This window comes from Pseudomonas sp. MF4836 (assembly GCF_002018875.1).
GTDB lineage: Bacteria > Pseudomonadota > Gammaproteobacteria > Pseudomonadales > Pseudomonadaceae > Aquipseudomonas.
The window spans coordinates 178,759-200,187 of record NZ_MVOL01000014.1; the positions used below are offsets into that span (position 1 = coordinate 178,759).

Sequence of the window (21,429 nt, forward strand, 5' to 3'; positions counted from 1 at the left end):
ATGGCCCGGGAGCTGAATGAGTCGGTCACCCAAGTAGCGGAACAGAGCCAGTGCATCGATCACGTCATGGAGCAACAGCGCCAGGAAACCGATCAGGTCGCCGCAGCAATCAATCAGATGTCTTCCGCGGCGCAGGAGGTGGCCGTCAGTGCCCAGAGCGCTTCAGATGCAGCAGCCGAAACCGACCAGCAGGCCCAGCATGCCAGGCAGGTCGTCAATGAAAGCATCGCCCGCCTGGACGCGCTGACCGCTGACCTGTCCACGGGCGGAGTGTCGTTAAAAAGTCTGCAAGGCGATGTAGAAGGCATTGTCACGGTGCTGGATGTCATCCGCTCAATCGCCGAGCAGACCAACCTGCTGGCACTCAATGCTGCTATCGAAGCGGCACGGGCCGGGGACGCGGGGCGCGGGTTTGCAGTGGTAGCCGATGAAGTACGCGCATTGGCAAGCCGGACGCAACTAAGCACCCAGGAAATTCAAGCCATGATCGAGCGGCTTAACCAGGCCACGACCAAGGTCGTCACCGCGATGAGCCACTCCGGCGAAGCGGGCAATGGCGCAAGCCTGCACGCTGAGCAGGCTGGCCAGTCGTTGGGCAAAGCGGTCAAACTGATCGTTACCATCAATACGATGAACGCGCACATTGCCAGTGCCGCTCAGGAGCAGACGTCAGTGGCCGAAGAAATCAACCGTAGCGTCCATCAAATTGCTCGCGCGATTGAAAGCGTCGCGGACCAGACCCAAAACGGCGTGAAAACTGTCGATGAGCTATACGCCATAGGCCATCGCCTTGAAGGTCTGTTAAGGCAATTCAAGATTTAACCAGGCTACGCGTGACCGGCAATGCCAATCGAATTGAGTTCCCTCTGGCTTAGTAGACGCTGAATGACTGCTCCAAAAGCGGTCGCCCACTCCCTAAGAAACCCAGGGCGATTCAGTGACGCTCGTAACGGATGTTCACTGTTTTGATCTCGGTGATACGAGCTACCGCCCCGCGGTCTCTATAGTGCTCATGGTGCTTGACCCTGTAGTGGCTATAACCCTCACGCTGGCAGCAAATTCGCATTTAATAGGGATTCATCATGGACAACCGCATCCCTCCGCCGCTGGTTGCTGCCCTGTTCGGTCTGCTGATATGGTTGGCTGCTCGACACTTACCGGGAGCCCTGGAGCTGCCTATCGAGTGGCGCACCAGCCTGGCGCTGGTGGTTTTGCTAGCAGGCATAGCTATTTGTCTAACCGGCGTGCTTTCCTTCCGCCGCGCCCGCACCACAGTCAATCCACTCAAGCCGGAAACGGCTTCGGCACTCGTCAGCTCGGGGGTCTACAAATACACACGCAACCCAATGTATTTAGGCTTCGCCACAGTTCTAACAGCCTGGTCAATCTTCCTGGCCTGGCCGCCGGCGCTCCTGGGCGTGCTGGGCTTCGTGATTTACATGAACCTCTTCCAGATCGGGCCGGAGGAGCGAGCCCTTGCCAGTCTTTTCGGGAGAGCATTCACTCAATACTGCAGCCGGGTTAGGCGTTGGCTCTAGAAAGGGGAGCGGGTGCGGGGCCTGTTTTATGTCCGTGGAAACGAGCCCCCCCCCTAGACGGGTACACCGTAAGCGTACGGTGAACACACCTAACCTGATGCAGTATTCAGAGCAACGATGCCCTCACGGCAGTACCTAAAAACTATTTCCGACCTATTCGATTTGGTAATTCAACCAAATATGGTGCGTGCCATCGACGTCGATTCTGATCCCTCCTGATCCTGATATCCCTCTCAAATCGCCTGTACCGCTGCCTCCGACTATGCAGAAAAACTCATCTGCTCGATCAGTGCCTGTGGTGGAGGCGGAGTGGATGAAGTTGAAGGCGCCCTCTTTCCCATTCACCGCACCTTTGAAGCTTTCAATTGCAATGTAACTGCCCGTCCTAGTCGTCTGGTCGAACGCCGCAGTAAAAACTGTTGAGGAAACACCGTCGACAGCACCCGAGTAGCATTTCTCCATGGTGCTGATCGACACTGGCAAGGAGGTTGTAATCTCAGGGGTTGGGCTCAGGCCTGTCGGCTTGAAATTCTTAGTGGAAAAAGTAGCTAACGCTTCCATTCGCATCTGTCTCTATCCAAATGAGTGAGGCGCTAATTCTACTCCACAGCACAGCACGTACGGAGCCAAAACGCTCTGCGCAACTAAGCCTATTTGCATTTTTTAACAGCCCGGAAGAGGCGATACATCAATGAGCGATCGCGACTCCAGCCCCCCATTGGGGCACCTGGCCCTGAACCCCGCCGTGCGCGCCAAGCCCCTGCAACTGCTGACCGATATCCAGCGCTCCGGCTCACTGCAAGCGGCGCAGATCGCCATCATGAAGTTGGATTTGATGGGCGACGACGAGTTGCTCGAGTTTTTGAGCTATCCGCACCACGAAATTGTGATTAGCGAAAACGTGACGAGGGAATTTCATACTCAACGCTTAAGCGAGTTGAGGCGCGACCCGCGCCGACAAGATCATTGATCCCAAAGCAGCTCAATCAAAGGCTCCGTTGAGAACTTCGTAAATGATGCCGGTAGCAATTGTGACGAGTATCAGGTCAGTGCCCGCTTGTTGCCATTCATAGCCGTCGTAGTAGGGCAACCTGCCCAACAAGCGACCATCCAGCTTCTTTGCAATGCCTGGAGGAAGAGATTTTCCTCTAGCTAGGTTCTTTTGTATTCCAGGCGGCAGTGAAGGACCTGGGCGCCAATAATCACGGTAGCCACCGACCACGCCCAGTACACCGCCCCGGTCAATGCTGGGCCCGTGATCCCAATCATCTGCGCTGGAACCTTTCCCCTTGTTGCCCTGGTGGCCATGGCCTTGGCCGCCTTGGGAGTTGCCTTTCCCATTTCCTTGGCCTTTCCCGTTGCCAGGATCGGCCAGGGCCGTCACTGAGCCTACGGCCAAAGCAAGGCAGGTAACAGCGGTTACAAGCGAGCGAGAATTAAACATGACCGTCTTCTCTGAAAGGGAATACCCCCTTGAAAGGTAGACGGTATTGCCGACTTTAGTTCCGCATAATCAACACTGCTCGCTGCATCCGGTAACGGAGGACTGCTCTTAGTCCGGTATCGGGACAGCTGAGCTGGGTGGTGAAGTGCAGAACTGCTTACGAGCATCCGGCGGCGGTGGCGATAAAGCACCTGCAGCTACCAGCCTGGCACCCATCTCTCGCCCGGCAACCTGTGCCAGGCCACCGTCAGGAAAGGGGCGATCACCCGCGACAACCGGCACCACCACTTAGCCGCCCCGCTTCACTTCGACGTTGATCCGCCAGGTCTCCCGGCCCTCACGCCATGTAGTTCCAGAGCAGAAAGCCTTCGTGCCCATCATAAATACCGTGCTTTGTCATGGGCCTGCTCATTTGAGTGAAGCGCACTCGTAGCACCCATCGCCTGGACAAGGCTGGCAATGAAATCCCGCATGACGACTGAATACATGCTGGGCCGACCAATCGATCAGTGGGTCAGACGGGACTTAGAGTTCGTACTGAAATCCAATAATTAGCTGCGCAGTTGAGTTGAATCACAGCATTTAGTAGTTGAATTTAAAGGCTGCTTTCATTTGTCGAGATTTATCAACTCGCGCATCCGCTCTCCTATCATTCCTCGCAACCACGCACTATGAAACTCAATTTGTTCCAGAGAAGTACCATCAGCCAATCGATGTTCGAACAGCTTGCCCTTCGCCCCCCGATAAACGACGAGAAAATGGCCATCGTGATCAAACGTTGCGAGAACGTAAGGACGGATGGAAATGATTTGGCTAAATGGCACGCGCACTTTAGTGGCTTTTCGGCCACGACGAGTAATCGTGAGGGTCAGTAGCTGCTGCTTTTCGTCGAACGTGAAAGCCTGCACTTGAGGCTCAGAGACAATCCACGCAAAGAACGCACCAATGAGTACCGCAATGGCCAGCATTAACAGAATGAAGGATGACGCAGTGAGGCTCTCACCATACTTAGGCTGCACACCCTGTATGACGTCCGGCCCAGTGAAAAGGAGCGTCGCCAGCCCGTAGGCGGGTAAAAGCAGAATCAGCGCAAGAGAGAAACCAAAAACGCCCATACCGTTGCTTCCGATAATGGGTATTTCAGGGCCGTAATACCAAATAGACGGGTGGGCAGTGTTTGGCTCGCCAGGTGGTGTTGCTAAGTCGTCAGCTGGTTTTTGATAATTCATCTGGCTGTCTCAAGAGATTGCGGCGTAGACGTTACCACTACTACCGGACAGTCTGGAAACGAATCACGGGGGCTTTTCTTACCGCGCTCCGCACTTCGATTACTCACGTCAACCCGCTGTAACCCTCCCCCTTCAAAGTCAGTTGCTATATCGGCAAGGAGAGGTTCTACGGCGCAAACTCACCCAAGCTTTCGCGAGCAGTCGAGATAGCGAACTCGAGCAACTCCAGAGGGACATCCTGCTCGAACAGGCTTACCTCAAAACGCAGCGTTTCGTCATTCCTGAATATCTCAAAGACCATATCGTTGCCACGCCAGCACTCAAGCCCCAAGCCGTCATGCCCCTTTGTCACGTGTGAGGCGGTAAAAAACGTGTATTCAACTCCGTGTACGACCACAGCGCACCTCCCTATCTGAGGTGGCAACGATACCTCTCCCCTCTATGACTTTGATACGGATAAAGCGGAGTCCAGTGGTGACATCATGCAAGCCAAAGATCAACTTGGGCACCAATTCGTGCGCCGCATAGCCTGTATCAAGCGATGTAGCCGTTCATTTGTCCTGATTCACCACTTCGTGCATCCGTGAGCCAATTATTCCTCGCAACCACGCAGCATGAAACTCCATTTCTTCCAGAGAAGTACCCTCAGCCAATCGATAGACGAACTGCTTGTCCTTCGGTCCCTGACACACGACGCTAAAATGGCCATCGCGGTCATAACTGGCGAACAAGTAAGGGGGGATGCAACTAATATCGCTGAATGGCACCTGCACTTCGGTGGGCTTACGGCCGCGACGGGTGATAGTGAGGGTAAGCAGTTGCTGGTTTTCATCGAACGTGAAGGCCAGCACTTCAGGCGCAGAGAACATCCACGCGAAGACCAGCCCCATTAGCACAACAGAAACAAGCAGGAGTTGGATGAGCAACGACAACGTGAAACTCGACCCATCGCTGCGCGATTCACCTTGCATCGCTTCGAACCCGAGAAGGAGCAATATCGTCAGCCCTAAGCCCGGCAACGACCAAAGCAACATAAAGCAGAAACCCCAAATGGCCGAACCAGTGCTGCCAATGATCGGTAAGTCCGGGCCTCGATGCCAAATAGGTGGGTGAGCGCCAGGGTTTGCAGTACTTGGCGCGGCTAGAGGCGTTGCGATGAGATGAGTTGGACTTTGACGAGGCATCTAGCGGGCTCCAGGATGGCTGCGTAGACGGTACCACTACTACCAGACGGTCTGGCCCAGAGGCATCAGGTTTTTTCACGCCGCCCCCCCAGTACCCAAGAGCAAACGCTAGGCAATCAGGGCGCTAACGAATGGGCGCACACACCGGAATTAAAGAGGTTGGCCATGGCCAAGACTGTGCAGGAACGCTCGACAAAAACTGCCAGGAAGCGAGTGGCACTTGCGGAGGAAGAATTGAGGCTTAGGGTTCGCTCTGGTACCCGCCAAGCCCTTGCCGACCTGATGGAGTGGTCAGGCATCACTGAGCAAGGCGAAGCGATGACGCTGATGATTCATCACCTGCATGCGCTGGGCTCCGCGAAGTGTCAGCCACTCTTGAATCCGCCGCGCCACAATTACGAACCATCGCAAAACGTGGCGCGGGAGTTCCGCAACAAAAGCCTGCTCGCCATCCAGAAAGACCCTGGCGACGAAATCATTGAGCCCGCATAACCCACCCTACTCGCTGCATTCGGTAATGGCGGGCTATTCAACGCATTTCTTTTACACGATTCCACTCTGTCTTGAGAATTTGTTGAGCCAACTCGACAATTCGACCGCAGTTATCGTAGACGTTACTTCCTGGGGTGCTGGCGAATTTCAAAGCGCTGTTCACTTCAGCATTTAGCTTCTCGAAGTCAGGTTCATTGGGGTTTGAGAGCAGTTGTATTTTTGCTCCCAGTGAAAAGGCAGTCATTATCAATGTCCTCTTTTCCCCCTCCCACTTATCTTTCAAACCTGCCGCGGCCGATGGGTCATGGTCTTTGACGAGCTTAATGAACGCCCCGTGATCTTCGGTGCCAGTGGCGTGGACCTGTAACATACCGATTGCGGCGATGTATTCAGCGCACGTGTTACGTAACTCGTTGATCCATGCTTGACTGCTCTCTTAAAGCGCTACTGCTTTAGCCAGGATCATCTGGCTGTGCGCAGTTTTCTTGAATGTAAAAATCGATACCCAGGCTCCTGCGAACACTGCCAAAGCCGTAAGTGCAAAGCCGACAAGGACCGTCCAATCAGTACCTGAATCCACTATTGCTCTGATCTCTGGAACTCGATTTAGCGTCACGACCAAATTTTCTATCGTCAATTTCTGCTCCTAGCAGGATGTAATTCAACAACGACAGATACCCCAACCCAAACCAAATTGCCACCACCGGAACCCGGAGGGCGGCGCCTACCTGAGCTAAACGCAATGCCCGTACTTCACCGCGCAATCCACAAGATCGACAAGATCGACAAGAAGCCTGACGGCGCTACGGTGATGAAATCGTCATCACTGTTGATCCAGAGAAATAACCTGGTTCAACTTTACCATTACTGTAAAGAGTAGATTTTAAAGATATAGCTTTAGGTACGCCCTCTATAACTGGAACTGAAACACCTTCTGCTGCTGACTTCCCTTCAATAGTCAGCCTGGAATACAAACTACCATCCACTCTCAACTTAACGCCCGAGAGACTCTCCTTGCCTGCAGTTAAAATCAAGCTGGAGCCCCCAGTGCATTTTAATTGAAGTTGCGTTGCCGCCTCATTGCCATTCACATCATTATCATTAATAACACCATGTTTTATTGTTGTATTACCTGAAACGACACACGCTAAGGGAGGGGTAGCAACACGAGCACAAGATCCAATACGGGTTTCGGGGCGACCTGTCCCCGAATACTTATGTTGAACTCCAAATGATATACAAAAATCACTTGGCTTCTTGTAGGAGTTAGGAACAAATATAGACCCACTAAATGGTATATAAAAACCTTGCATTCTCATCTCCTCATACAACTCAGCCAATGAACCCCCAGCCGTCATATCTTTCCAGCGGTATTCGCTAAATACAGCATTTCTAAGCCACTGATCTTGCTCGCCAACTGCCACTATAAACAGATCACATTTAGTCGCACCCCAATCAGTACAATACCCGGAACCACTTCCAGACAACCAATCAGTAATAGTAAAGTAGTACCTAACACCACCTTGCTCATTTCGGCTTCCATTTGAAACCAGAGAAACCGCGTTAGCACTAGTAAAAACCATAAATAATAGTAAGCATCTAACAATCCCACAAAAAATAACGGACTTCATTTCTTTGACTCTCAATATAGGCAAGAGTTAGATGACATATACTTATGCGCACATGTAAGCAACTATTCGCGAAGCGATCTAAGATCGCCGCTCTTAGGCACCCAGACTATCGGAAACTTCTGAAATTCAGCAGGAACTTTCCGACAACACTGATAGGTGCACTCGCTAAAATCATCCCGTTTATAAATGTACACGGTGTCTACAACCAATGAATCACGCCAGCCGGCGAGGCCCCCCTATGCCCGATATCACCTACGGCTCTGTGTGCAGTGGCATCGAAGCCGCGACACAGGCCTGGCACCCGCTGGGCATGCGCGCCGCCTGGTTCGCCGAGATTGAGCCGTTCCCCTCAGCGGTCCTGGCCCACCACTACCCCGACGTGCCGAACCACGGCGACATGACCAAGCTGGCTGCCCTGGTGCTGGCCGGCAAGATCCCGGCGCCGGACGTGTTGGTCGGCGGCCCCCCGTGCCAGGCCTTCAGCGTTGCCGGTATGCGCGAAGGCCTCCCCGACCCGCGCGGCGCCCTCACCATCAAATACGTGGAGCTTGCAGATGCAGTTGACTATGTTCGCGCCGGCCAGCGAAAGCCCACCAGCGTCATCGTCCGGGAGAACGTCCCCGGCGTACTCAACGACAAAGGGAACGCCTTCGGATGCTTTCTTGGCGCGCTTGCTGGGGAAGACTGCGAGCTGCAGCCTCCAGGGAAGAAATGGAAGGACGCTGGTTGTGTGTATGGACCCAAAAGAGCAATCGCGTGGCGGGTCCTGGACGCCCAATATTTCGGCCTGGCCCAACGACGCCGTCGTGTGTTCGTTGTCGCAAGTTCTAGAGACGGGTTCGATCCCACCGAGGTGCTTTTTGAGCGCGAGGGCATGCGCCGGGACACTGCGTCGCGCCGAGGCGAGGGGCAAGACGTTACCCGAACAGCTCCTTTCGCCCTTCCACTCCCGTGCGGATGTGGATACGTCTTCGCTGAATCCTTCGCCATTACGGCTGAATTAGGCCGCGCTACGAAGCGGCGTCGGCTTGAATGAAGGGTTAGGCCGCAGCAGTGCCCGCGGGGATCCAAAGATCATCGCCCTCAAGATCATAGGTGCGCTGCTCGCAGCCTCCATCTTTGCAGCGGATATAGGCAAGCATACGGGTCTCGCCGTCGCTGTTCGCCACCAGCCAGTAGTAAGCGTAACCATCATCTGAGAACTCGCTATCCTGCCAAACTTCGACACTGGGATGAGATGCGCTAAGGCGAGAGAACACTTCCGTCGATTGGATAATGAAGATGTCGGACATACTCTTTCCTGTGGCCTAACACACGCGTAGATAGACGCGAACTTGCGAGCCTTAATGGACGCGATTGTTAATTGTGTTTCTGAAAATCAATTATAAATTTACACCAACTGGTGAATAGTATTCTCTTGCTGACGGCCGCGACGGCTCTAGATTACGCTATCTACACTGATATTGAAGCTATCCACCACCTGACAAGTCATCTTAAAGATGCAGAACCGAATTGCCTCCGGCGCCGTGCTCCGGCGCTTCGACCTTGACCCGCATCCCGATCAACAGCGCTGCGAGCAGCATCAGGATGCCGGCAGCGACAAATACGCCGGCGATGCCACTGAAACTGAACATAGCGCCCCCGGCAGCAGCACCCGCAGCGATCGCCGACTGCACCGAGGCCACTACCATTCCTCCCGCGCTTTCCGCCTGATCTGGCACCGCCCGGGCTACCCAGTTTGACCACGCCACAGGTACACCGCCGAAGGCCATGCCCCAGAGTGCCAACAACAATGCCTGACACGGCACAGAAGCAGGCAGCAACACCAAGGCTAATGCTGCAACGCCGACCAGCGCAGGCATCAGCACCATTGTCCCGCGCGGGCTATGTTCAAGTAGCCAGCCGGCCAACAGCGTGCCGACGAAGTTAGCCGCGCCGAACCCCAGAAGCATCAACGCCAATCCTTCGGCCCCCACGCCGGTTGTGCTTTCCAGAAACGGCCGGATGTAGGTGAACAACGCGAAGTGCCCTGTGTGCACAAGCACGCAACCCAGCATGCCAACGGCAATGCCCGGACGCAGTAGCACTTCAAGCACCGTTCTCAACCGCGCCGTCCTGCGCGGCGCCAGCGGCGGCAGCGTGAAAAGCTGGAAAACCAGCGTCACTACCCCGACGGCGGCGGCCGCCACAAAAGCACTGCGCCAGCCATACAGCCCGCCCAAATAGCTGCCGAGCGGCACCGCCACCACAGTGCCCACTGCAATACCGCTGAAAACAATCGACAGGGCCCGTGGCAGTAGCGCAGCCGGCACTAGGCGCATCGCCACTGCCGCCGCCATGCTCCAGAAGCCGCCCAGTGCGATACCTAGCAAAATCCGCATGATCAGCAGCACTATCAGGCTGGAAGAGAAAGCCACCAGCAAGTTGGAGGCAATCATCAGCGTGGAAAAGCACAGCAATACCACTCGCCGGTCGATCCCTCGCGTCAAGCCTGGCACCAGTAACCCGGAGAACAGCGCCACTACCGCCGTCACTGTCACCGCCTGCCCCGCCAGGGCTTCCGACACCCCTAGTTCAACGGCCATCGGCGTCAGCAAGCTGGCCGGAAGGTACTCCGCCGTCAACAATCCAAACACGCCCATCGCCAGCGAAAATACCGCCATCCAGGCCGGCGTCGTTGGCTCTAAATCAGCCTCGTTGCCAAAGCGCGCATCAGCTACAACGTCACACACCCCATTACTCATCACCAAACACCTCTGGAAATTATCTCAACCAGAAGTCTATGGACGCAGAACAGGATGTTCTATGATGCAAAATCTTTAGTTTTTGATCAAAACCCCGAAATGAATTCTCTAGATCAGTTCGCCTTATCGTCCGATCTCATCAACGAACTGTTGCGCGGCATGCGCCTGCGGGGCGTCGAGTACCGTCGCATCCAGGCCGGCCCCTCTTTCGGGCTGGGTTTTGCGGCCAAACCAGGACACGCCTACTTCCACTTCCTCGCCGTCGGCACCGCCGTCCTGTGTGCGGAGGATGGCACTTTCTACGAGTTGTCGGCCGGCAACGCCGTGTTCATCGCTCAGGGTGAATCTCATCAACTTCTCTCAAGCCTGGACGTCCCCGCCCAAGACATCGGCAGCTTCGATGCGGCCCCTCTCGGCGACGCGGTCTGCGCAGTGGATGCTTCCCCCGGCGCCGATGTCAGCCCCACCACCATTATATTTAGCGGCTGCATGGAGTTTGAATTCGGAAGCATGCAAGGTCTCGGCGGGTTGATGCCTGATCTGATGCTGATTGATGCCAGGGGGCAGCGTTACCCAGGGCTTATGCCGATTCTCGCCTCCATGGAACGCGAAGTTCGTTCCGCACGCGTCGGCTTCGCAGGCATCCTCGCTCGCCTCGCCGACGTAGTGGCGGCAATGATCGTGCGCGGCTGGGTTGAATGCGCCTGCGGCAACGCCTCTGGCTTGGTGGCCGCGTTACGCGACCCTAGGCTAGCCCGCGCGCTTCTGGCCTTGCACCGAGAGCCGGCGCGTGACTGGACCGTCGCGGAACTGGCGGCGCAATGTAATACCTCTCGCTCGGTTTTCGCAGAACGCTTCCAGGCCACTATCGGCATCCCCCCGCTGCGCTATGCAACGGAGCTGCGAATGCGCCTCGCCAGTCAATGGCTAAGTCTCGAGCGACTGCCTATCGAAACCGTCGCGCAGCGCCTGGGCTACACCTCGCAGGCGGCCTTCAGTCGTGCCTTCAAGCGCATCACCGGCCAGCCACCCGGCGCCAGTCGGCAAATGGCTCGTTCGATTGCATCCTGAAGTACGAAGATGTGGAGTGTGCAGAGACGCTTGTATCGATCTGATAATCCCCCGATGTGAACGGCTGCTATGGCTTGTTACTCCCGATTACCTGCAATAGGTCTCGATTGCAGCCCTCGCAACAGGCAGCTATCACCGCTTAGCTGCAGTCAGCGATGGCGCATACCTACCCGTTTGCAGCCACCGGGCTTAAACCATGCAAAAACCAGTCGAGGTTGCGGTGGCTATCGCTCCCTGAAACGAACCTACCGGTCTTATCGCTTATAAAGGTCGCACCGACACTGGTGGCCGCCTACATGGTCATGACCAAATCCGCTACAGCTCGTCGCCTCAATTCGCGCCCCCCCTCTAGCCTCGTTTAATGCATGCACATACAGCTTTAGAAAAGCAGTTGCCCCCACGCACAAACCAGCCAAGTGTCGCCAGCACCTTGATGACTACGAATTGCGGGTGGCGAACCCAGAAGCCCACAGAACCATCTGTAGCGCGAATTCGGGCGACATGCTCGACACCGACGCCATCGATCGGATGGAAAAGCTGGAAATCGTCGAACTGGCCAACGCAGCGTATTGGCATACAGTCGAAACCCTAAATGACTGGGAACCCGGTTACTCGCCTGGGGCTTCTATGACCACATGCCGCGAGCTGGCGGCCCACGCATAGGCAAGCTCAACGGCAGCATTTGCTTTCCAGAGGATTTAGTCGGCCAGATGGCAGCGCAGGTAATAGAAGAGAACAGAACACGTCGGCTTGTGTTCAGAACCAGCGCCGAAGCCTGGGCAATGGATGGCATGACGATCACAAAGCAAGACGGCAGCATTTATGACCTGGTGATCACCGGCCAGCGCACCAACGGGAAAGAGTATTCGAACATCGATGCCCCCCACGCATACCGGGCGCTGCTCGACACCGCGCAGGTCACCCTGGAAAACCACGAATTCGAGATGTACCTGCGAGCCCGGCCTCTTCTTCTCGCCGCGGCTTTCAGCAAATGCGCGTCGTGCCGAGACCACTTCGCGCTGAGAGAGGACTGCGAGGCGTGCGGAACTATGGGTTTTGTGGCGAAGGAAGGCTCACGCCAAAACCATCAAATTGCGGAGCAGAAATAAAAAGGGCTCGCCTGATAAATCACGCAAGCCCTTGATAAATATGGTGCCCGAAGCCGGAATCGAACCGGCACGCCCTTACGAGCGGGGGATTTTAAGTCCCATGCGTCTACCAGTTTCGCCATTCGGGCGGTAGCGCTATGCAGCAGCGTGGAAGGGGTTAATCAGGATCAAGCCATTCCGGTGCATTTGCGGCAAGGGGAGGAATATATACATCCCTTTGCACTGAAGCAAGGTCGTAGAGCCCTTTTGGCAATCTGCACCCTTTTACTTCTTCGACAGAAAAAAGCGCCATAAATCATTGATCTACAGTGCTCATCCAACAATGTGGTGCTTTGTACGCCCTGTACCGTTACCGGCTTGAACGTGAGCTCACTGAAGGTTTTCGCGAGTTGCGCAGCTTAACATGCGAAATATCTCGCAACCAACTGATTTTCAAAGGCTTATGCGTCCGCCAGGCGCTGAGCGGGATCAAGCGGGATCCAATCCTGATCGAACACTGCGAGCAAACGCGCGTGATGCGCTATTGATGATGAGAAGGGAGAAAAAGCAGTCAGCGAAGGGTTCGCCCAGCACGTACGACCTCGCCATCCATGAACCGGTAAAGAGTCGTCTGTGCTGGGCGAACAGGCGCAAGTTAGAAGTAAAACATCACATGTTCAACTGTCATCAATCGGCCAGCCGAGCTTGCCAAATTCCGCTGCCGTCGGATCTATCCGGGTCGATGGTCAGCAGTCGCCCAGCAGGCAGGGTTTGGCCTGTTAAACTTCCGGGCCTTTCGAAAGGAATCGACGATATGCCCATGCCTCAGTTTTTTCGCCGCCCCCTCCCACGACGCACGCCTGCGTTGTTGCTCGGCTTGTGCGCGTCCATCGCCGGTGCTGCCGATCAACCGGTCTTTCCCGATGCGGCCGCCAGTGATCCGGCAAAACTGGGGTGGATGGTGGGTTCACCGCCTCCTGCTGAACGCACGGTACGTTTTGAAGATGGCAGCTATTTTCAGTTCCCGGCCATGCGCTGGAGCGTGTCGAACTTTCGTCAACTGATGCCCACGATCAACGTATCCCGTGGCCTGGGCGCTCCCGTGGCACTGCCCACGGCTTTGCGCAGTGATATCGACAGCCTGAGTTTCACCCCCATCGGCACTCAACAAGCAATGACTTGGGAGCAGTCGCTGGCCGCCACTTACACCGACGGGATCGTGGTGCTGCACCGCGGGAAAATCGTTTATGACCGCTACTTTGGCGTGCTCACACCCGAGGGCCAGCATGCGGCGATGTCGGTTACCAAGTCGGTAGTTGGCACGCTGGGTGCCACCCTGGTGGCCGAAGGTCGAATCGATGCCAGCAAACGGGTCGTCGACTACGTCCCCGAACTGGCCCATTCCGCCTTCGCCAATGCCAGCGTGCGCCAAGTGCTCGACATGACCACCGGGCTCAAGTACAGCGAAGACTACGCAGACCCGAATGCCGAGGTTTGGGCCCATGCCCAAGCAGGCAACCCGCTGCCAAAACCCGAGGGCTATACGGGTCCGAGGACCTATTACGAATTCCTGCAGAGCGTGCAGTTGGAAGGCGAGCACGGTGTTGCGTTCAGCTACAAAACCATCAATACGGATGTATTGGGCTGGGTGATTGCCCGCGTCAGCGGGCGCAATGTCGCCCAGTTACTGTCGGAGCGGATCTGGAGCCGCCTTGGCGCGGAACAGGATGCGTACTTCACCGTGGACTCGATCGGGACCCCGTTTGCCGGTGGCGGCCTGAACACCGGTCTGCGCGACCTGGCGCGCTTTGGCGAGATGCTGCGCAACGATGGGCAATTCAATGGCCAGCAGATTATTCCGCAAGCGGTTGTCGCCGATATTCGCCAGGGCGGCGACAAGCAGGCATTCGCCAAGGCCGGTTATGCGTTGTTGAAAGGCTGGAGTTATCGATCGATGTGGTGGGTTACCAATAAGGATGGCGGTGCTTTCATGGCGCGCGGGGTGCATGGGCAACGGATCTATATCGATCCCAAGGCACAGATGGTGATTGTGCGTTATGCGTCGCACCCGGTGGCCAGCAACTCAGCCAATGACCCGGTCACCCTGCCCGCTTTCGATGCCCTGGCTGCTCACCTGCAAAGACTGCCCTGAGTGAAATGGTGCGACGGCGCACGATGCGGATCGCCTCAGCCGGCGTAGCTGGTAAAACCACCGGCAAACGCTCGGCGCCCGGCCCTGATTTCAGTGCGCAGTTCACCAATAAGGTTGGAAATGGATCGAACACTGGTGAGCTCTGCTGTCGAGACCCCGGTCAGCAGCAGATCCACCCGCCCCGACTCCGGCTCGAACACCTTGATCATCAAGGCCCCGTTAGGGCTCAGGGTGCAGGCGCAGGCAAGCGGGAGAAAGCCGGACTCCAGAATGTGGCAGAGCTCAACAGTCGAGAGCATCACTTGCTCCTTGCGGGGGTGTTTATCGAATTTGTTACCCAGCGTAGGCGAACGTAAGGGCTACCGCTTCGGTCGTTGAGAAAAAAATGCCAACTGCCGCTCATTTTCGATAGAAAGTGGGTATGACGAACTTCCAACACCCAGTTCAAACCTTGCCGCGCCAGAAGCTCGCAGCCGAAAGCGCACCGCGACACAGCCAGCACACTCGCAAAACTGACCTCCACGGCAAAAAAATAGTTGTTCTTTTATTGCCCTTCGATACTCCGTGATCAAAGGGCAAGCCGCTTCGCCTAGCGGCCTATTTTCATATAAGACCTATATTGAACTGATGAAACACGCCGGTATCAATAATGCATAACAATCCATATGACATTTTTGTGACAACTTGAAGATAGCTGCCGTCTACCCTCGCACACTTGAGGTGCAGTAGTTGTCCATAGCGAGCCGGTGAGGTGCATATATGAAAAATAGAGCGACAGTCATTTGCACACAGGACGGGCAAATTCTCTTCGTGCGTAAACAACGTTCGAAATGGACGCTACCGGGCGGCAAGGTCGAACCCGGAGAATCCGTGGCCAATGCCGCTATCCGAGAGTTGCGAGAAGAAACAGGGTTGGACGCCAGCGAACTGCTTTACATCCTGCAAGTGGACGCCGGCAATGTACGCCACCATGTCTTTGAAGCGGCGGTCATCAATGTCGAAGATGCACGCCCCCTCAATGAAATTGCCGACATTGAATGGCATGCCTATGGCGCGGCGAACGGACTTGATGCCACCGGCCCGACCAAGACCATTGTCAGTTCATTCTTGCGGCGCTTGTAAGCGCGGACCCGAGGCCACAGGCCTGAAGCCCGCTGCGCCGAGCCCCTGGTCATAAGTTGCAACTGTGCTGAAGTTCGAAGGGCAGAAAGACCGTATCGACCACGGCTGAAAATGGCGCATCAATTGCCAGCAACGGCCATAGGACGCCGTTATTGTCCTTGGCCAGACTCCAGTCGATTCGGACACCCAGATACGGACAACGAAATTCCGTCGTGCGAGCCAAAACAGCAGTACAACCGCTGATCAAAACCGAACCGATCACCAACATCACTTTCAGATACACGCAACGTCCTTATTACTGTCTGGGGCAAATCGCGCGCATTCTCACACAACCAAGACAGTTGCACCTTACAGAGTGAAGTTTCTGGCGCAACGTCGACACTTCATGCCATCCACACCAGCGCGGCCAGCCCGACCATCAGGGTATTGAGGCAGACCAACCCGAATCCGAACCGCACCAGCTCGCCCTCCTCCTGGGTGCTGGTCTTGGCCAGCCCGAGGACCAGCATCACAATTGACAGCGAACCCAGTGCCGCATGACCTGCCGCGCTGTTCTGTACCGCAGCCAGCAGCAAGCGTGACGATTCAGGCAACAGTGCGATGGCCGGCATGAAGATCGCGTTGCCGCCCACATTCGAACCGGTCATGTACCCGGAGAGCGCCCCGAACCCCGCGATCAGCGGCATCACCGCCGAGGGCGCCAGCCCTGCCAACGTCTGCACCAACCCCGACAGAAAGCCCGCCTTGACCATCATTTGCGACATGGCGAGAAAAAAGAAAATCGTCAACAGCGGCCGTTTGGTACGAACGGCCAGACCACGCAGCAGCCCTTGTTCATTGAGCTCATGACGGCGCAAATCCCTTTTGTAGAGCAGCAGGCCGATCAAGACCAACGTCAGCGCAACGCCCGGGGACGCAAGCGGCTTCCAGGTCACCTGGGCGCCCTGCACCAGCCAGAGGTCCTGCCACTGCGTGGCGGCGCTCAGCACCTTCAATGCGACGATACAGGCGATCAGTGCCAGATACGGCCACGCCTGTCTCGGCCAGCGTACGCCTTCGCCCTGGTGACCATTGCGACGTACACGCGACAGTGCCCACAGCAACACGGAACAGGCCACCACCAGGCCCGCGCCGACCCCGGCGACTTCCGGCCCCATCCAGCGGCTCGCGCCGTACAACACACTCACAAAAAGCAGCCAGAAAGCCCCCAGCACACAGAGCGCTCGGGCCTGTCGCACACCCGCCAGGTACAGCGCCACAGTGCCGAGCGCCAGGAACACCAGTGAACTGGTCAGTGCCGAGGTGGACGCCAGCGCCCAGGCATCCAGATGCGCCAGCGAAGCACCGATCACTGTGGCCAACCCCAAGGTGCCCCAGGGCATGATCGCCATGCCGGTCAGGGCGATGCGCAGTGCCACGCGTCGCTCAAACAGGCTGAGCAGCAACGGCACCGTGGCAATCAGGGACACCCCGAAGCCGGTCATCGACTCCAGCAACGGCGCCAGGCCCAGGACGATGAATACCACTTGCTGCGTGCGATCCAGCCCGAGGGATTGCACCCACTGACTCAGCACAAGATTGACGCCCAAGCGCTCGATGAGAATGACGAACGCCATGCCCGGCACAATGACAAACGCTGTGCTGAGAAACAGCACCGCAGTGTCCCGACCCGCCGCGAGCAAGGTTAAGGTTTGCCATGCATCAGCAGCCCCTGCCAACCACAAAACGGCCACCAGCGCGGTCCCTGCCATGGCCGCCTGCACCGGCGGACGGCGTAGCACCATGAGCATGAACATCACGAGCAATACGGGGGAAAGATGCACCAATATCGACATGCCAGAATTATCCTGTGGGGTTTCTCGACGGCTCCTGAAAAGCAGGAACGGGCGAGATAATATTTCTTTCACGAGGATAATTTTTCGCTGAATCGTGGTAGTTTTCGGGAAATTATCTCACTTAGCCATCATGCCAAAACCATCCGCTACCACGCCTTACGCCCTAGATGGATTCGATCGCGCCATTCTGGAAGTCGTCCAGTTCGACAACACGACGCCCCTGCGCCTGCTGGCCGATCGGGTAAACCTCTCCTCGGCCTCGGTGCAACGCCGCCTCAAGCGCATGGAGGAATGCGGGGTGATCACCGGTAACGTGGCGATCGTCAACCCTACGCAGGTGGGAAAAGCCATCACCATCGTGGTGGAGGTCATGACCGAGCGCACGAGCATCGACGCGCTGGAGTCCATGAAAAAGCATTTCGCCGTGCCTGAAGTCCAGCAGTGCTACTACGTCACCGGTGAAGCCGACTTCGTGCTGATCGTCAACGTTGGCTCCATGCAAGAGTACCAGGCCCTGGCGCGACGCCTGTTCGCCGAGAACGCAAACGTCAGGTGGTTCAAGACCATGGTGGCGCTGGATCGCTTGAAGGTAGGGCTCGAAGTGTCCTGCACGGATAAATAGCATCCGCCTCCGGGGTTGTTGATCAATCCCAGGCAGCACTCAGAGCCGATAGTCTCTGAACAGCTCTTCTTTGATGATCAGCAACGCGTCTTCGTAGTAACGTTCGCCGCGAGCTTCACTGAGGGGGACCGAGCGGACGCTTTTGCTTCCATCGCGCGGCGTATGCTCGCAGGTGATAAAAAACTCCGCAGTCTGCGGGTTGAACTCCAGGTAGTAGAACAACTCCCTACCCTCGCGGTCCCAATAGCCAATTTCGCGCCGCATCATTTACCACTCCGTGACGGTGAAGGAAGCCCATTCTACGGACGTGATAGCCATGCTTGAATCCTTTGAAGATCAGCATCTTGTGAAATGGGCGCCTTGCCGGGGAATTCTGCGACGCTGGCCGGGTCCATCCACAAACCCCCGAGGCCATTATTTCGGCCACCGGCTTTACCTGAACCACTCGCGCCAGCATCATCGCCTGCTCACACTCATGGAGGACCTGCAACATGCTCAGGGAATTTTTCGATGGGCTCTTCAACCGCCCTCCTACCCAAGACGGGTTCGCCCAGAAGATGATCAAGGCCGCTCGCGACAGCGGCTACAGCGCCACGCTTGAGTACCTGCCAGACGAATTCCGCCTGCGTCACGGCGATAACGGTTTCTTCAATCTGCACAACGCTTACCGCGACTACCTGAAAGCCGATAAACAACACAAGCCACAGGTTCTCTCTGGCTATCTGGCCACCCTGCTCGGCGCCGAGAACAGTCCGATACTGACCTTCGAGCAAGTTCGCCCCTTGCTACGGCCGGTGATCCGCAACCGCGCCATGCTGGAAGAGGTGCGCCTGCATCACGCCCGCAGCGAAGGCTGGGACTCACCCTACATCGTCGCGCATCGGCCATTGGGCAAGGATTGCGTGACCTTGTTGGCGGTCGACTACCCAGAGACCACATCCACCCTGACCAAGGGCCCGCAGGATGATTGGGGCATCAGCTTCGACGAAGCCTTGGCCATCGCCCTGGACAACCTGCGTGAAGCTACGCCCGATGCATTCGAAGAGATCATCCCCGGGCTTTACCTGGGTGCCTGGAAAGACGGCTACGACACCAGCCGGGCGCTGCTGCCCGATGTTCTGCAGCGCGCGCCGATCAAGGGCCAACCGGTGTTTATGATGCCCACCCGTGATGTGCTGATGGTCACCGGGGACAAGGACCCCGAGAGCCTGCGCCATATGATCGAGCTAAGTTGTCAGGCCGTGGAAAACGGCCGCGTCCTTTCCGGCCAGATCTACACCTACGATGAGCGTCAGATCATTCCTTTCGTCCTGCAGGATCCGGAACTTACAGAGCGGCTGGACGCCCTTGCACGGCTGATGTCCCAAGGTATCTACAGCATGCAAAAGGAGATGCTGGACAAGGTCCATGAGGATCAGAAAGAAGATGTATTCGTCGCCACGTACATGCTCTACGAAAACGCTGAAGACAATGGCAAGACCTTCTCCATAGCGGCCTGGACAGAAGGGGTCGAGACTTCCCTGCCCAAGACTGACCGGATTGTTCTGGTGCAACCCCATCATGAAGGCTCGGCAGTGACCGAGGTGTTCGCCTGGCAAGACGTCGAGTCGGTACTGGGGGAACTGCTTGCACCCGACAAAGACCTCTACCCGCCCCGCTATCGCACCCTGGGTTTCCCCAATGCCGAGCAACGGAGTCGCCTGACGCCCATCGGCTGAGCAGCGGTTTGGAATGACGCTTGTGGCGAGGACGCCTGCTCGCGCTGGCCGGCAGGCATCACGGAGCGCGCAGGCCCGCCCCTTCACACAACAGTAAACCTGCCACAGGCAGCAGCTCGAACTTCATCCCCCCTGAACGGATTAAGGGAACACTTGAACAGCCTTGCCCACCTCAGAATCAAATTGACCATCGGCGCAATCATTGGCCTGCTGCCGGTCACACTGGTGTTTATCCAGGGGGCGTACGCGGCCCTGGTGCAGATCGTGGGACGGCTAGGCGTTGGCTCTGACACCTTTGTGCACGCGCTTATCATCATTGGCATTGCGACGTTCAGCCTTGCAATGGGCTGGAAGATCTATGCCATCGCAATGAGTTCCCACCCCAGGTTCGACAGCAAATGCCTGCTGGTGTCGGGTGTCTTGACGGGAACGGCATTGGGCCTGCTGATGGTGGCGCTGGAGATGGGCTCCGACAGTCTGTATTGGATCATTTACCTGACGCCCGGCATTACCGCGACGGCGATGCTGGTCGTAACCCAGAAACGCATCGCTTTGGCGTCCAGAACCTAGGATTGAACCAGGGGCCACGAGAAGTATCGAGTTGGGAAATGGCGGCCCGGGCCCCACTCGGGCAACACTTTTCCCCGCTATCGCTCACCGACTCAAGAACTTCACGAAAATCAGCTCGGGATCACCGGCGTCAAGATTCTCGATTCTGCCGCTGTCTTGATAGCCGAGCTGCCTGAGCAACTGGCGCATCGGCTCGTTCGAGGTGTTGGTCGAAGTGAAGATTTTTACCCCAGTGGAGCAGCGCTCCAGATGAGTCACCAATTGTTGGCCTATGCCACTGCGTCGCCATGCGCTTGAAACCACCACCAGCGAAATAAACCACTCTGCAAAAAAGCTTCGGTCGAGACAGCCATAACCGACCGGCACCCCAGGCTGGTTCGCAGCACAGGCTACCCAGCATTCTCCCGCAACTACGGCGCGCTCGATGTCATCCCGGCGGCCGGCATCGATCCGGGTCACGGGATCGATCTCCACCAGAAATTCTATGTCGCTCAAGACCGCCTGCCTGATGTGCCAACTCATTCACTTGCCCTCCATGCCGTGATTTCAGCGCCACTGTTCACCCTCACTCCCGGCCGATCAGCGTCAGCAGTTCCGCAAAGCTGCCTGCCACCCGGCACAGGCTTGCATCCGGATCGACACCGTCGAAGGAAACGATTGGCAGCGGAGCTTCACCCCGGGTATCGAACGCGAACAACTGGCCGCCGCCATCGCTGCCAAATACAAACAACCCGGGAGCGATGTCCGCGAACATCTCGATTTGCTCAAGATCCGAGGCTGTTTCAGCCGGGTCCAGGCACAGGGTGAAAAAGGGATCAGGTAGCTCGCCTTCACCACCGTTGCTGCCGGCCAGCAACTGGTAATACTCCAGAGGTAGAACCGATGGGGCCACAGATCGGAGGCGCTCCAGAGCGTCGACAGACGCGCCCTCATGTCCAACCCAGCCAGAATTGATCTGCACCGATAAAACTCCTTGATTCGGCTTCGCG

At 56.6% G+C, this 21,429-nt stretch carries 27 protein-coding genes, 1 tRNA gene and 1 pseudogene; 13 read left to right on the top strand and 16 right to left on the bottom strand.

Annotation, left to right across the window (positions count from 1 at the left end; translation table 11 throughout):
• Nucleotides 1-66: 66 nt before the first annotated feature.
• Nucleotides 67-822 carry a methyl-accepting chemotaxis protein gene (locus MF4836_RS36260; RefSeq protein WP_443217453.1) on the top strand — a complete coding sequence of 252 codons (756 nt, stop codon included), beginning with the start codon at nt 67-69 and terminating at the stop codon, nt 820-822.
• Between the two features lie 260 nt (nt 823-1,082).
• Entirely contained in the window at nt 1,083-1,538 is a 456-nt protein-coding gene (locus MF4836_RS27970; RefSeq protein ID WP_078473063.1) for a methyltransferase family protein, read from the top strand.
• Between the two features lie 153 nt (nt 1,539-1,691).
• Here MF4836_RS27970 and MF4836_RS27975 read toward each other — a convergent pair whose 3' ends face one another.
• A complete protein-coding gene (locus tag MF4836_RS27975) occupies nt 1,692-2,099 on the bottom strand; it encodes a DUF3224 domain-containing protein (protein WP_078473064.1) in 408 nt (135 codons plus the stop codon).
• A 130-nt stretch (nt 2,100-2,229) separates the two neighbouring features.
• Here MF4836_RS27975 and MF4836_RS35645 point away from each other — a divergent pair, with 130 nt between their 5' ends.
• Entirely contained in the window at nt 2,230-2,508 is a 279-nt protein-coding gene (locus MF4836_RS35645; RefSeq protein ID WP_078473065.1) for a hypothetical protein, read from the top strand.
• Nucleotides 2,509-2,520: 12 nt separating this feature from the next.
• Here MF4836_RS35645 and MF4836_RS27985 read toward each other — a convergent pair whose 3' ends face one another.
• The 4 genes from MF4836_RS27985 to MF4836_RS28005 form a co-directional block, all read right to left on the bottom strand.
• Nucleotides 2,521-2,982, bottom strand: coding sequence for an anti-virulence regulator CigR family protein (locus MF4836_RS27985; RefSeq protein ID WP_078473066.1), 462 nt, complete (start codon nt 2,980-2,982; stop codon nt 2,521-2,523).
• 608 nt (nt 2,983-3,590) lie between these two features.
• Nucleotides 3,591-4,211, bottom strand: coding sequence for a hypothetical protein (locus MF4836_RS27995; RefSeq protein ID WP_238596218.1), 621 nt, complete (start codon nt 4,209-4,211; stop codon nt 3,591-3,593).
• A 166-nt stretch (nt 4,212-4,377) separates the two neighbouring features.
• Nucleotides 4,378-4,608, bottom strand: coding sequence for a hypothetical protein (locus tag MF4836_RS36030; protein ID WP_078473068.1), 231 nt, complete (start codon nt 4,606-4,608; stop codon nt 4,378-4,380).
• Between the two features lie 154 nt (nt 4,609-4,762).
• Complete coding sequence (locus MF4836_RS28005) at nt 4,763-5,395, bottom strand: hypothetical protein (protein WP_238596219.1); 633 nt, start codon at nt 5,393-5,395, stop codon at nt 4,763-4,765.
• 165 nt (nt 5,396-5,560) lie between these two features.
• Between MF4836_RS28005 and MF4836_RS28010 the strand changes: the two genes are divergently transcribed.
• Nucleotides 5,561-5,887: a hypothetical protein gene (locus tag MF4836_RS28010; RefSeq protein WP_078473070.1), complete on the top strand. Its 327-nt coding sequence runs from the start codon at nt 5,561-5,563 to the stop codon at nt 5,885-5,887.
• Between the two features lie 37 nt (nt 5,888-5,924).
• On the opposite strand, the gene MF4836_RS35200 is transcribed toward MF4836_RS28010, so the two are convergent.
• Entirely contained in the window at nt 5,925-6,131 is a 207-nt protein-coding gene (locus MF4836_RS35200; RefSeq protein ID WP_153050276.1) for a hypothetical protein, read from the bottom strand.
• Between the two features lie 559 nt (nt 6,132-6,690).
• A complete protein-coding gene (locus tag MF4836_RS35205) occupies nt 6,691-7,518 on the bottom strand; it encodes an MrpH family fimbial adhesin (RefSeq protein WP_153050277.1) in 828 nt (275 codons plus the stop codon).
• Between the two features lie 238 nt (nt 7,519-7,756).
• Here MF4836_RS35205 and MF4836_RS28020 point away from each other — a divergent pair.
• Nucleotides 7,757-8,446, top strand: a pseudogene (locus MF4836_RS28020) (DNA cytosine methyltransferase); the annotation flags it as partial.
• A 112-nt stretch (nt 8,447-8,558) separates the two neighbouring features.
• Here the strand turns inward: MF4836_RS28020 and MF4836_RS28025 are convergent.
• Both MF4836_RS28025 and MF4836_RS28030 read right to left on the bottom strand, forming a co-directional pair.
• Nucleotides 8,559-8,810 carry a hypothetical protein gene (locus MF4836_RS28025; protein ID WP_078473072.1) on the bottom strand — a complete coding sequence of 84 codons (252 nt, stop codon included), beginning with the start codon at nt 8,808-8,810 and terminating at the stop codon, nt 8,559-8,561.
• A 201-nt stretch (nt 8,811-9,011) separates the two neighbouring features.
• Nucleotides 9,012-10,262 carry an MFS transporter gene (locus MF4836_RS28030; protein WP_078473073.1) on the bottom strand — a complete coding sequence of 417 codons (1,251 nt, stop codon included), beginning with the start codon at nt 10,260-10,262 and terminating at the stop codon, nt 9,012-9,014.
• A 99-nt stretch (nt 10,263-10,361) separates the two neighbouring features.
• Here MF4836_RS28030 and MF4836_RS28035 point away from each other — a divergent pair, with 99 nt between their 5' ends.
• The 3 genes from MF4836_RS28035 to MF4836_RS28045 all read left to right on the top strand — a co-directional run bounded on the left by MF4836_RS28035 (nt 10,362) and on the right by MF4836_RS28045 (nt 12,442).
• On the top strand, nt 10,362-11,333 hold the full coding sequence (locus MF4836_RS28035; protein ID WP_078473111.1) for an AraC family transcriptional regulator: 972 nt from the start codon (nt 10,362-10,364) through the stop codon (nt 11,331-11,333).
• Nucleotides 11,334-11,834: 501 nt separating this feature from the next.
• Nucleotides 11,835-11,996 carry a hypothetical protein gene (locus tag MF4836_RS35420; RefSeq protein ID WP_161955772.1) on the top strand — a complete coding sequence of 54 codons (162 nt, stop codon included), beginning with the start codon at nt 11,835-11,837 and terminating at the stop codon, nt 11,994-11,996.
• Nucleotides 11,997-12,043: 47 nt separating this feature from the next.
• On the top strand, nt 12,044-12,442 hold the full coding sequence (locus MF4836_RS28045) for a hypothetical protein (RefSeq protein WP_078473075.1): 399 nt from the start codon (nt 12,044-12,046) through the stop codon (nt 12,440-12,442).
• 41 nt (nt 12,443-12,483) lie between these two features.
• Here MF4836_RS28045 and MF4836_RS28050 read toward each other — a convergent pair.
• Nucleotides 12,484-12,570, bottom strand: a tRNA-Leu gene (locus MF4836_RS28050).
• A 665-nt stretch (nt 12,571-13,235) separates the two neighbouring features.
• Between MF4836_RS28050 and MF4836_RS28060 the strand changes: the two genes are divergently transcribed.
• Nucleotides 13,236-14,573, top strand: coding sequence for a serine hydrolase domain-containing protein (locus MF4836_RS28060; RefSeq protein WP_078473077.1), 1,338 nt, complete (start codon nt 13,236-13,238; stop codon nt 14,571-14,573).
• A gap of 35 nt (nt 14,574-14,608) precedes the next feature.
• On the opposite strand, the gene MF4836_RS28065 is transcribed toward MF4836_RS28060, so the two are convergent.
• Nucleotides 14,609-14,872: a DUF1652 domain-containing protein gene (locus tag MF4836_RS28065; RefSeq protein WP_078473078.1), complete on the bottom strand. Its 264-nt coding sequence runs from the start codon at nt 14,870-14,872 to the stop codon at nt 14,609-14,611.
• A 460-nt stretch (nt 14,873-15,332) separates the two neighbouring features.
• On the opposite strand from MF4836_RS28065, the gene MF4836_RS28070 reads away from it, so the two are divergent.
• Nucleotides 15,333-15,695: an NUDIX hydrolase gene (locus tag MF4836_RS28070; RefSeq protein WP_078473079.1), complete on the top strand. Its 363-nt coding sequence runs from the start codon at nt 15,333-15,335 to the stop codon at nt 15,693-15,695.
• A 49-nt stretch (nt 15,696-15,744) separates the two neighbouring features.
• Here MF4836_RS28070 and MF4836_RS28075 read toward each other — a convergent pair whose 3' ends face one another.
• Together MF4836_RS28075 and MF4836_RS28080 are read right to left on the bottom strand one after the other, a co-directional pair.
• Nucleotides 15,745-15,978, bottom strand: a complete 234-nt coding sequence (locus tag MF4836_RS28075) for a YceK/YidQ family lipoprotein (protein ID WP_102047950.1) — start codon at nt 15,976-15,978, stop codon at nt 15,745-15,747.
• Nucleotides 15,979-16,078: 100 nt separating this feature from the next.
• Nucleotides 16,079-17,530: an L-lactate permease gene (locus MF4836_RS28080; RefSeq protein WP_078473080.1), complete on the bottom strand. Its 1,452-nt coding sequence runs from the start codon at nt 17,528-17,530 to the stop codon at nt 16,079-16,081.
• Between the two features lie 130 nt (nt 17,531-17,660).
• Here MF4836_RS28080 and MF4836_RS28085 point away from each other — a divergent pair, with 130 nt between their 5' ends.
• Nucleotides 17,661-18,152 (top strand): Lrp/AsnC family transcriptional regulator, encoded by a 492-nt coding sequence (locus MF4836_RS28085; RefSeq protein ID WP_078473081.1) that lies wholly within the window; start codon nt 17,661-17,663, stop codon nt 18,150-18,152.
• Nucleotides 18,153-18,191: 39 nt separating this feature from the next.
• Here MF4836_RS28085 and MF4836_RS28090 read toward each other — a convergent pair whose 3' ends face one another.
• Nucleotides 18,192-18,419 carry a hypothetical protein gene (locus MF4836_RS28090; protein ID WP_238596220.1) on the bottom strand — a complete coding sequence of 76 codons (228 nt, stop codon included), beginning with the start codon at nt 18,417-18,419 and terminating at the stop codon, nt 18,192-18,194.
• Between the two features lie 224 nt (nt 18,420-18,643).
• Here MF4836_RS28090 and MF4836_RS28095 point away from each other — a divergent pair, with 224 nt between their 5' ends.
• Nucleotides 18,644-19,870 carry a hypothetical protein gene (locus tag MF4836_RS28095; RefSeq protein WP_078473082.1) on the top strand — a complete coding sequence of 409 codons (1,227 nt, stop codon included), beginning with the start codon at nt 18,644-18,646 and terminating at the stop codon, nt 19,868-19,870.
• 153 nt (nt 19,871-20,023) lie between these two features.
• Complete coding sequence (locus MF4836_RS28100; protein ID WP_078473083.1) at nt 20,024-20,440, top strand: hypothetical protein; 417 nt, start codon at nt 20,024-20,026, stop codon at nt 20,438-20,440.
• A gap of 84 nt (nt 20,441-20,524) precedes the next feature.
• Here MF4836_RS28100 and MF4836_RS28105 read toward each other — a convergent pair whose 3' ends face one another.
• A complete protein-coding gene (locus MF4836_RS28105) occupies nt 20,525-20,962 on the bottom strand; it encodes a GNAT family N-acetyltransferase (protein ID WP_078473084.1) in 438 nt (145 codons plus the stop codon).
• Between the two features lie 43 nt (nt 20,963-21,005).
• Nucleotides 21,006-21,401, bottom strand: a complete 396-nt coding sequence (locus MF4836_RS28110; RefSeq protein ID WP_153050278.1) for an SMI1/KNR4 family protein — start codon at nt 21,399-21,401, stop codon at nt 21,006-21,008.
• Nucleotides 21,402-21,429: the final 28 nt, after the last annotated feature.

What these genes read in the sequence shown, in the direction of transcription:
- MF4836_RS28090 (WP_238596220.1), bottom strand. Translation starts at nt 18,419, where the DNA reads ATGATGCGGCGCGAAATTGGCTATTGGGACCGCGAGGGTAGGGAGTTG.
- MF4836_RS28030 (WP_078473073.1), bottom strand. Translation starts at nt 10,262, where the DNA reads ATGAGTAATGGGGTGTGTGACGTTGTAGCTGATGCGCGCTTTGGCAAC.
- MF4836_RS27970 (WP_078473063.1), top strand. Translation starts at nt 1,083, where the DNA reads ATGGACAACCGCATCCCTCCGCCGCTGGTTGCTGCCCTGTTCGGTCTG.
- MF4836_RS28085 (WP_078473081.1), top strand. Translation starts at nt 17,661, where the DNA reads ATGCCAAAACCATCCGCTACCACGCCTTACGCCCTAGATGGATTCGAT.
- MF4836_RS28105 (WP_078473084.1), bottom strand. Translation starts at nt 20,962, where the DNA reads ATGAGTTGGCACATCAGGCAGGCGGTCTTGAGCGACATAGAATTTCTG.
- MF4836_RS27985 (WP_078473066.1), bottom strand. Translation starts at nt 2,982, where the DNA reads ATGTTTAATTCTCGCTCGCTTGTAACCGCTGTTACCTGCCTTGCTTTG.
- MF4836_RS28065 (WP_078473078.1), bottom strand. Translation starts at nt 14,872, where the DNA reads ATGCTCTCGACTGTTGAGCTCTGCCACATTCTGGAGTCCGGCTTTCTC.
- MF4836_RS36260 (WP_443217453.1), top strand. Translation starts at nt 67, where the DNA reads ATGGAGCAACAGCGCCAGGAAACCGATCAGGTCGCCGCAGCAATCAAT.
- MF4836_RS28060 (WP_078473077.1), top strand. Translation starts at nt 13,236, where the DNA reads ATGCCCATGCCTCAGTTTTTTCGCCGCCCCCTCCCACGACGCACGCCT.
- MF4836_RS27975 (WP_078473064.1), bottom strand. Translation starts at nt 2,099, where the DNA reads ATGGAAGCGTTAGCTACTTTTTCCACTAAGAATTTCAAGCCGACAGGC.
- MF4836_RS28035 (WP_078473111.1), top strand. Translation starts at nt 10,362, where the DNA reads ATGAATTCTCTAGATCAGTTCGCCTTATCGTCCGATCTCATCAACGAA.
- MF4836_RS35420 (WP_161955772.1), top strand. Translation starts at nt 11,835, where the DNA reads ATGCTCGACACCGACGCCATCGATCGGATGGAAAAGCTGGAAATCGTC.
- MF4836_RS35645 (WP_078473065.1), top strand. Translation starts at nt 2,230, where the DNA reads ATGAGCGATCGCGACTCCAGCCCCCCATTGGGGCACCTGGCCCTGAAC.
- MF4836_RS35205 (WP_153050277.1), bottom strand. Translation starts at nt 7,518, where the DNA reads ATGAAGTCCGTTATTTTTTGTGGGATTGTTAGATGCTTACTATTATTT.
- MF4836_RS35200 (WP_153050276.1), bottom strand. Translation starts at nt 6,131, where the DNA reads ATGACTGCCTTTTCACTGGGAGCAAAAATACAACTGCTCTCAAACCCC.
- MF4836_RS28080 (WP_078473080.1), bottom strand. Translation starts at nt 17,530, where the DNA reads ATGTCGATATTGGTGCATCTTTCCCCCGTATTGCTCGTGATGTTCATG.
- MF4836_RS28045 (WP_078473075.1), top strand. Translation starts at nt 12,044, where the DNA reads ATGGCAGCGCAGGTAATAGAAGAGAACAGAACACGTCGGCTTGTGTTC.
- MF4836_RS28095 (WP_078473082.1), top strand. Translation starts at nt 18,644, where the DNA reads ATGCTCAGGGAATTTTTCGATGGGCTCTTCAACCGCCCTCCTACCCAA.
- MF4836_RS28005 (WP_238596219.1), bottom strand. Translation starts at nt 5,395, where the DNA reads ATGCCTCGTCAAAGTCCAACTCATCTCATCGCAACGCCTCTAGCCGCG.
- MF4836_RS28070 (WP_078473079.1), top strand. Translation starts at nt 15,333, where the DNA reads ATGAAAAATAGAGCGACAGTCATTTGCACACAGGACGGGCAAATTCTC.
- MF4836_RS28025 (WP_078473072.1), bottom strand. Translation starts at nt 8,810, where the DNA reads ATGTCCGACATCTTCATTATCCAATCGACGGAAGTGTTCTCTCGCCTT.
- MF4836_RS28010 (WP_078473070.1), top strand. Translation starts at nt 5,561, where the DNA reads ATGGCCAAGACTGTGCAGGAACGCTCGACAAAAACTGCCAGGAAGCGA.
- MF4836_RS27995 (WP_238596218.1), bottom strand. Translation starts at nt 4,211, where the DNA reads ATGAATTATCAAAAACCAGCTGACGACTTAGCAACACCACCTGGCGAG.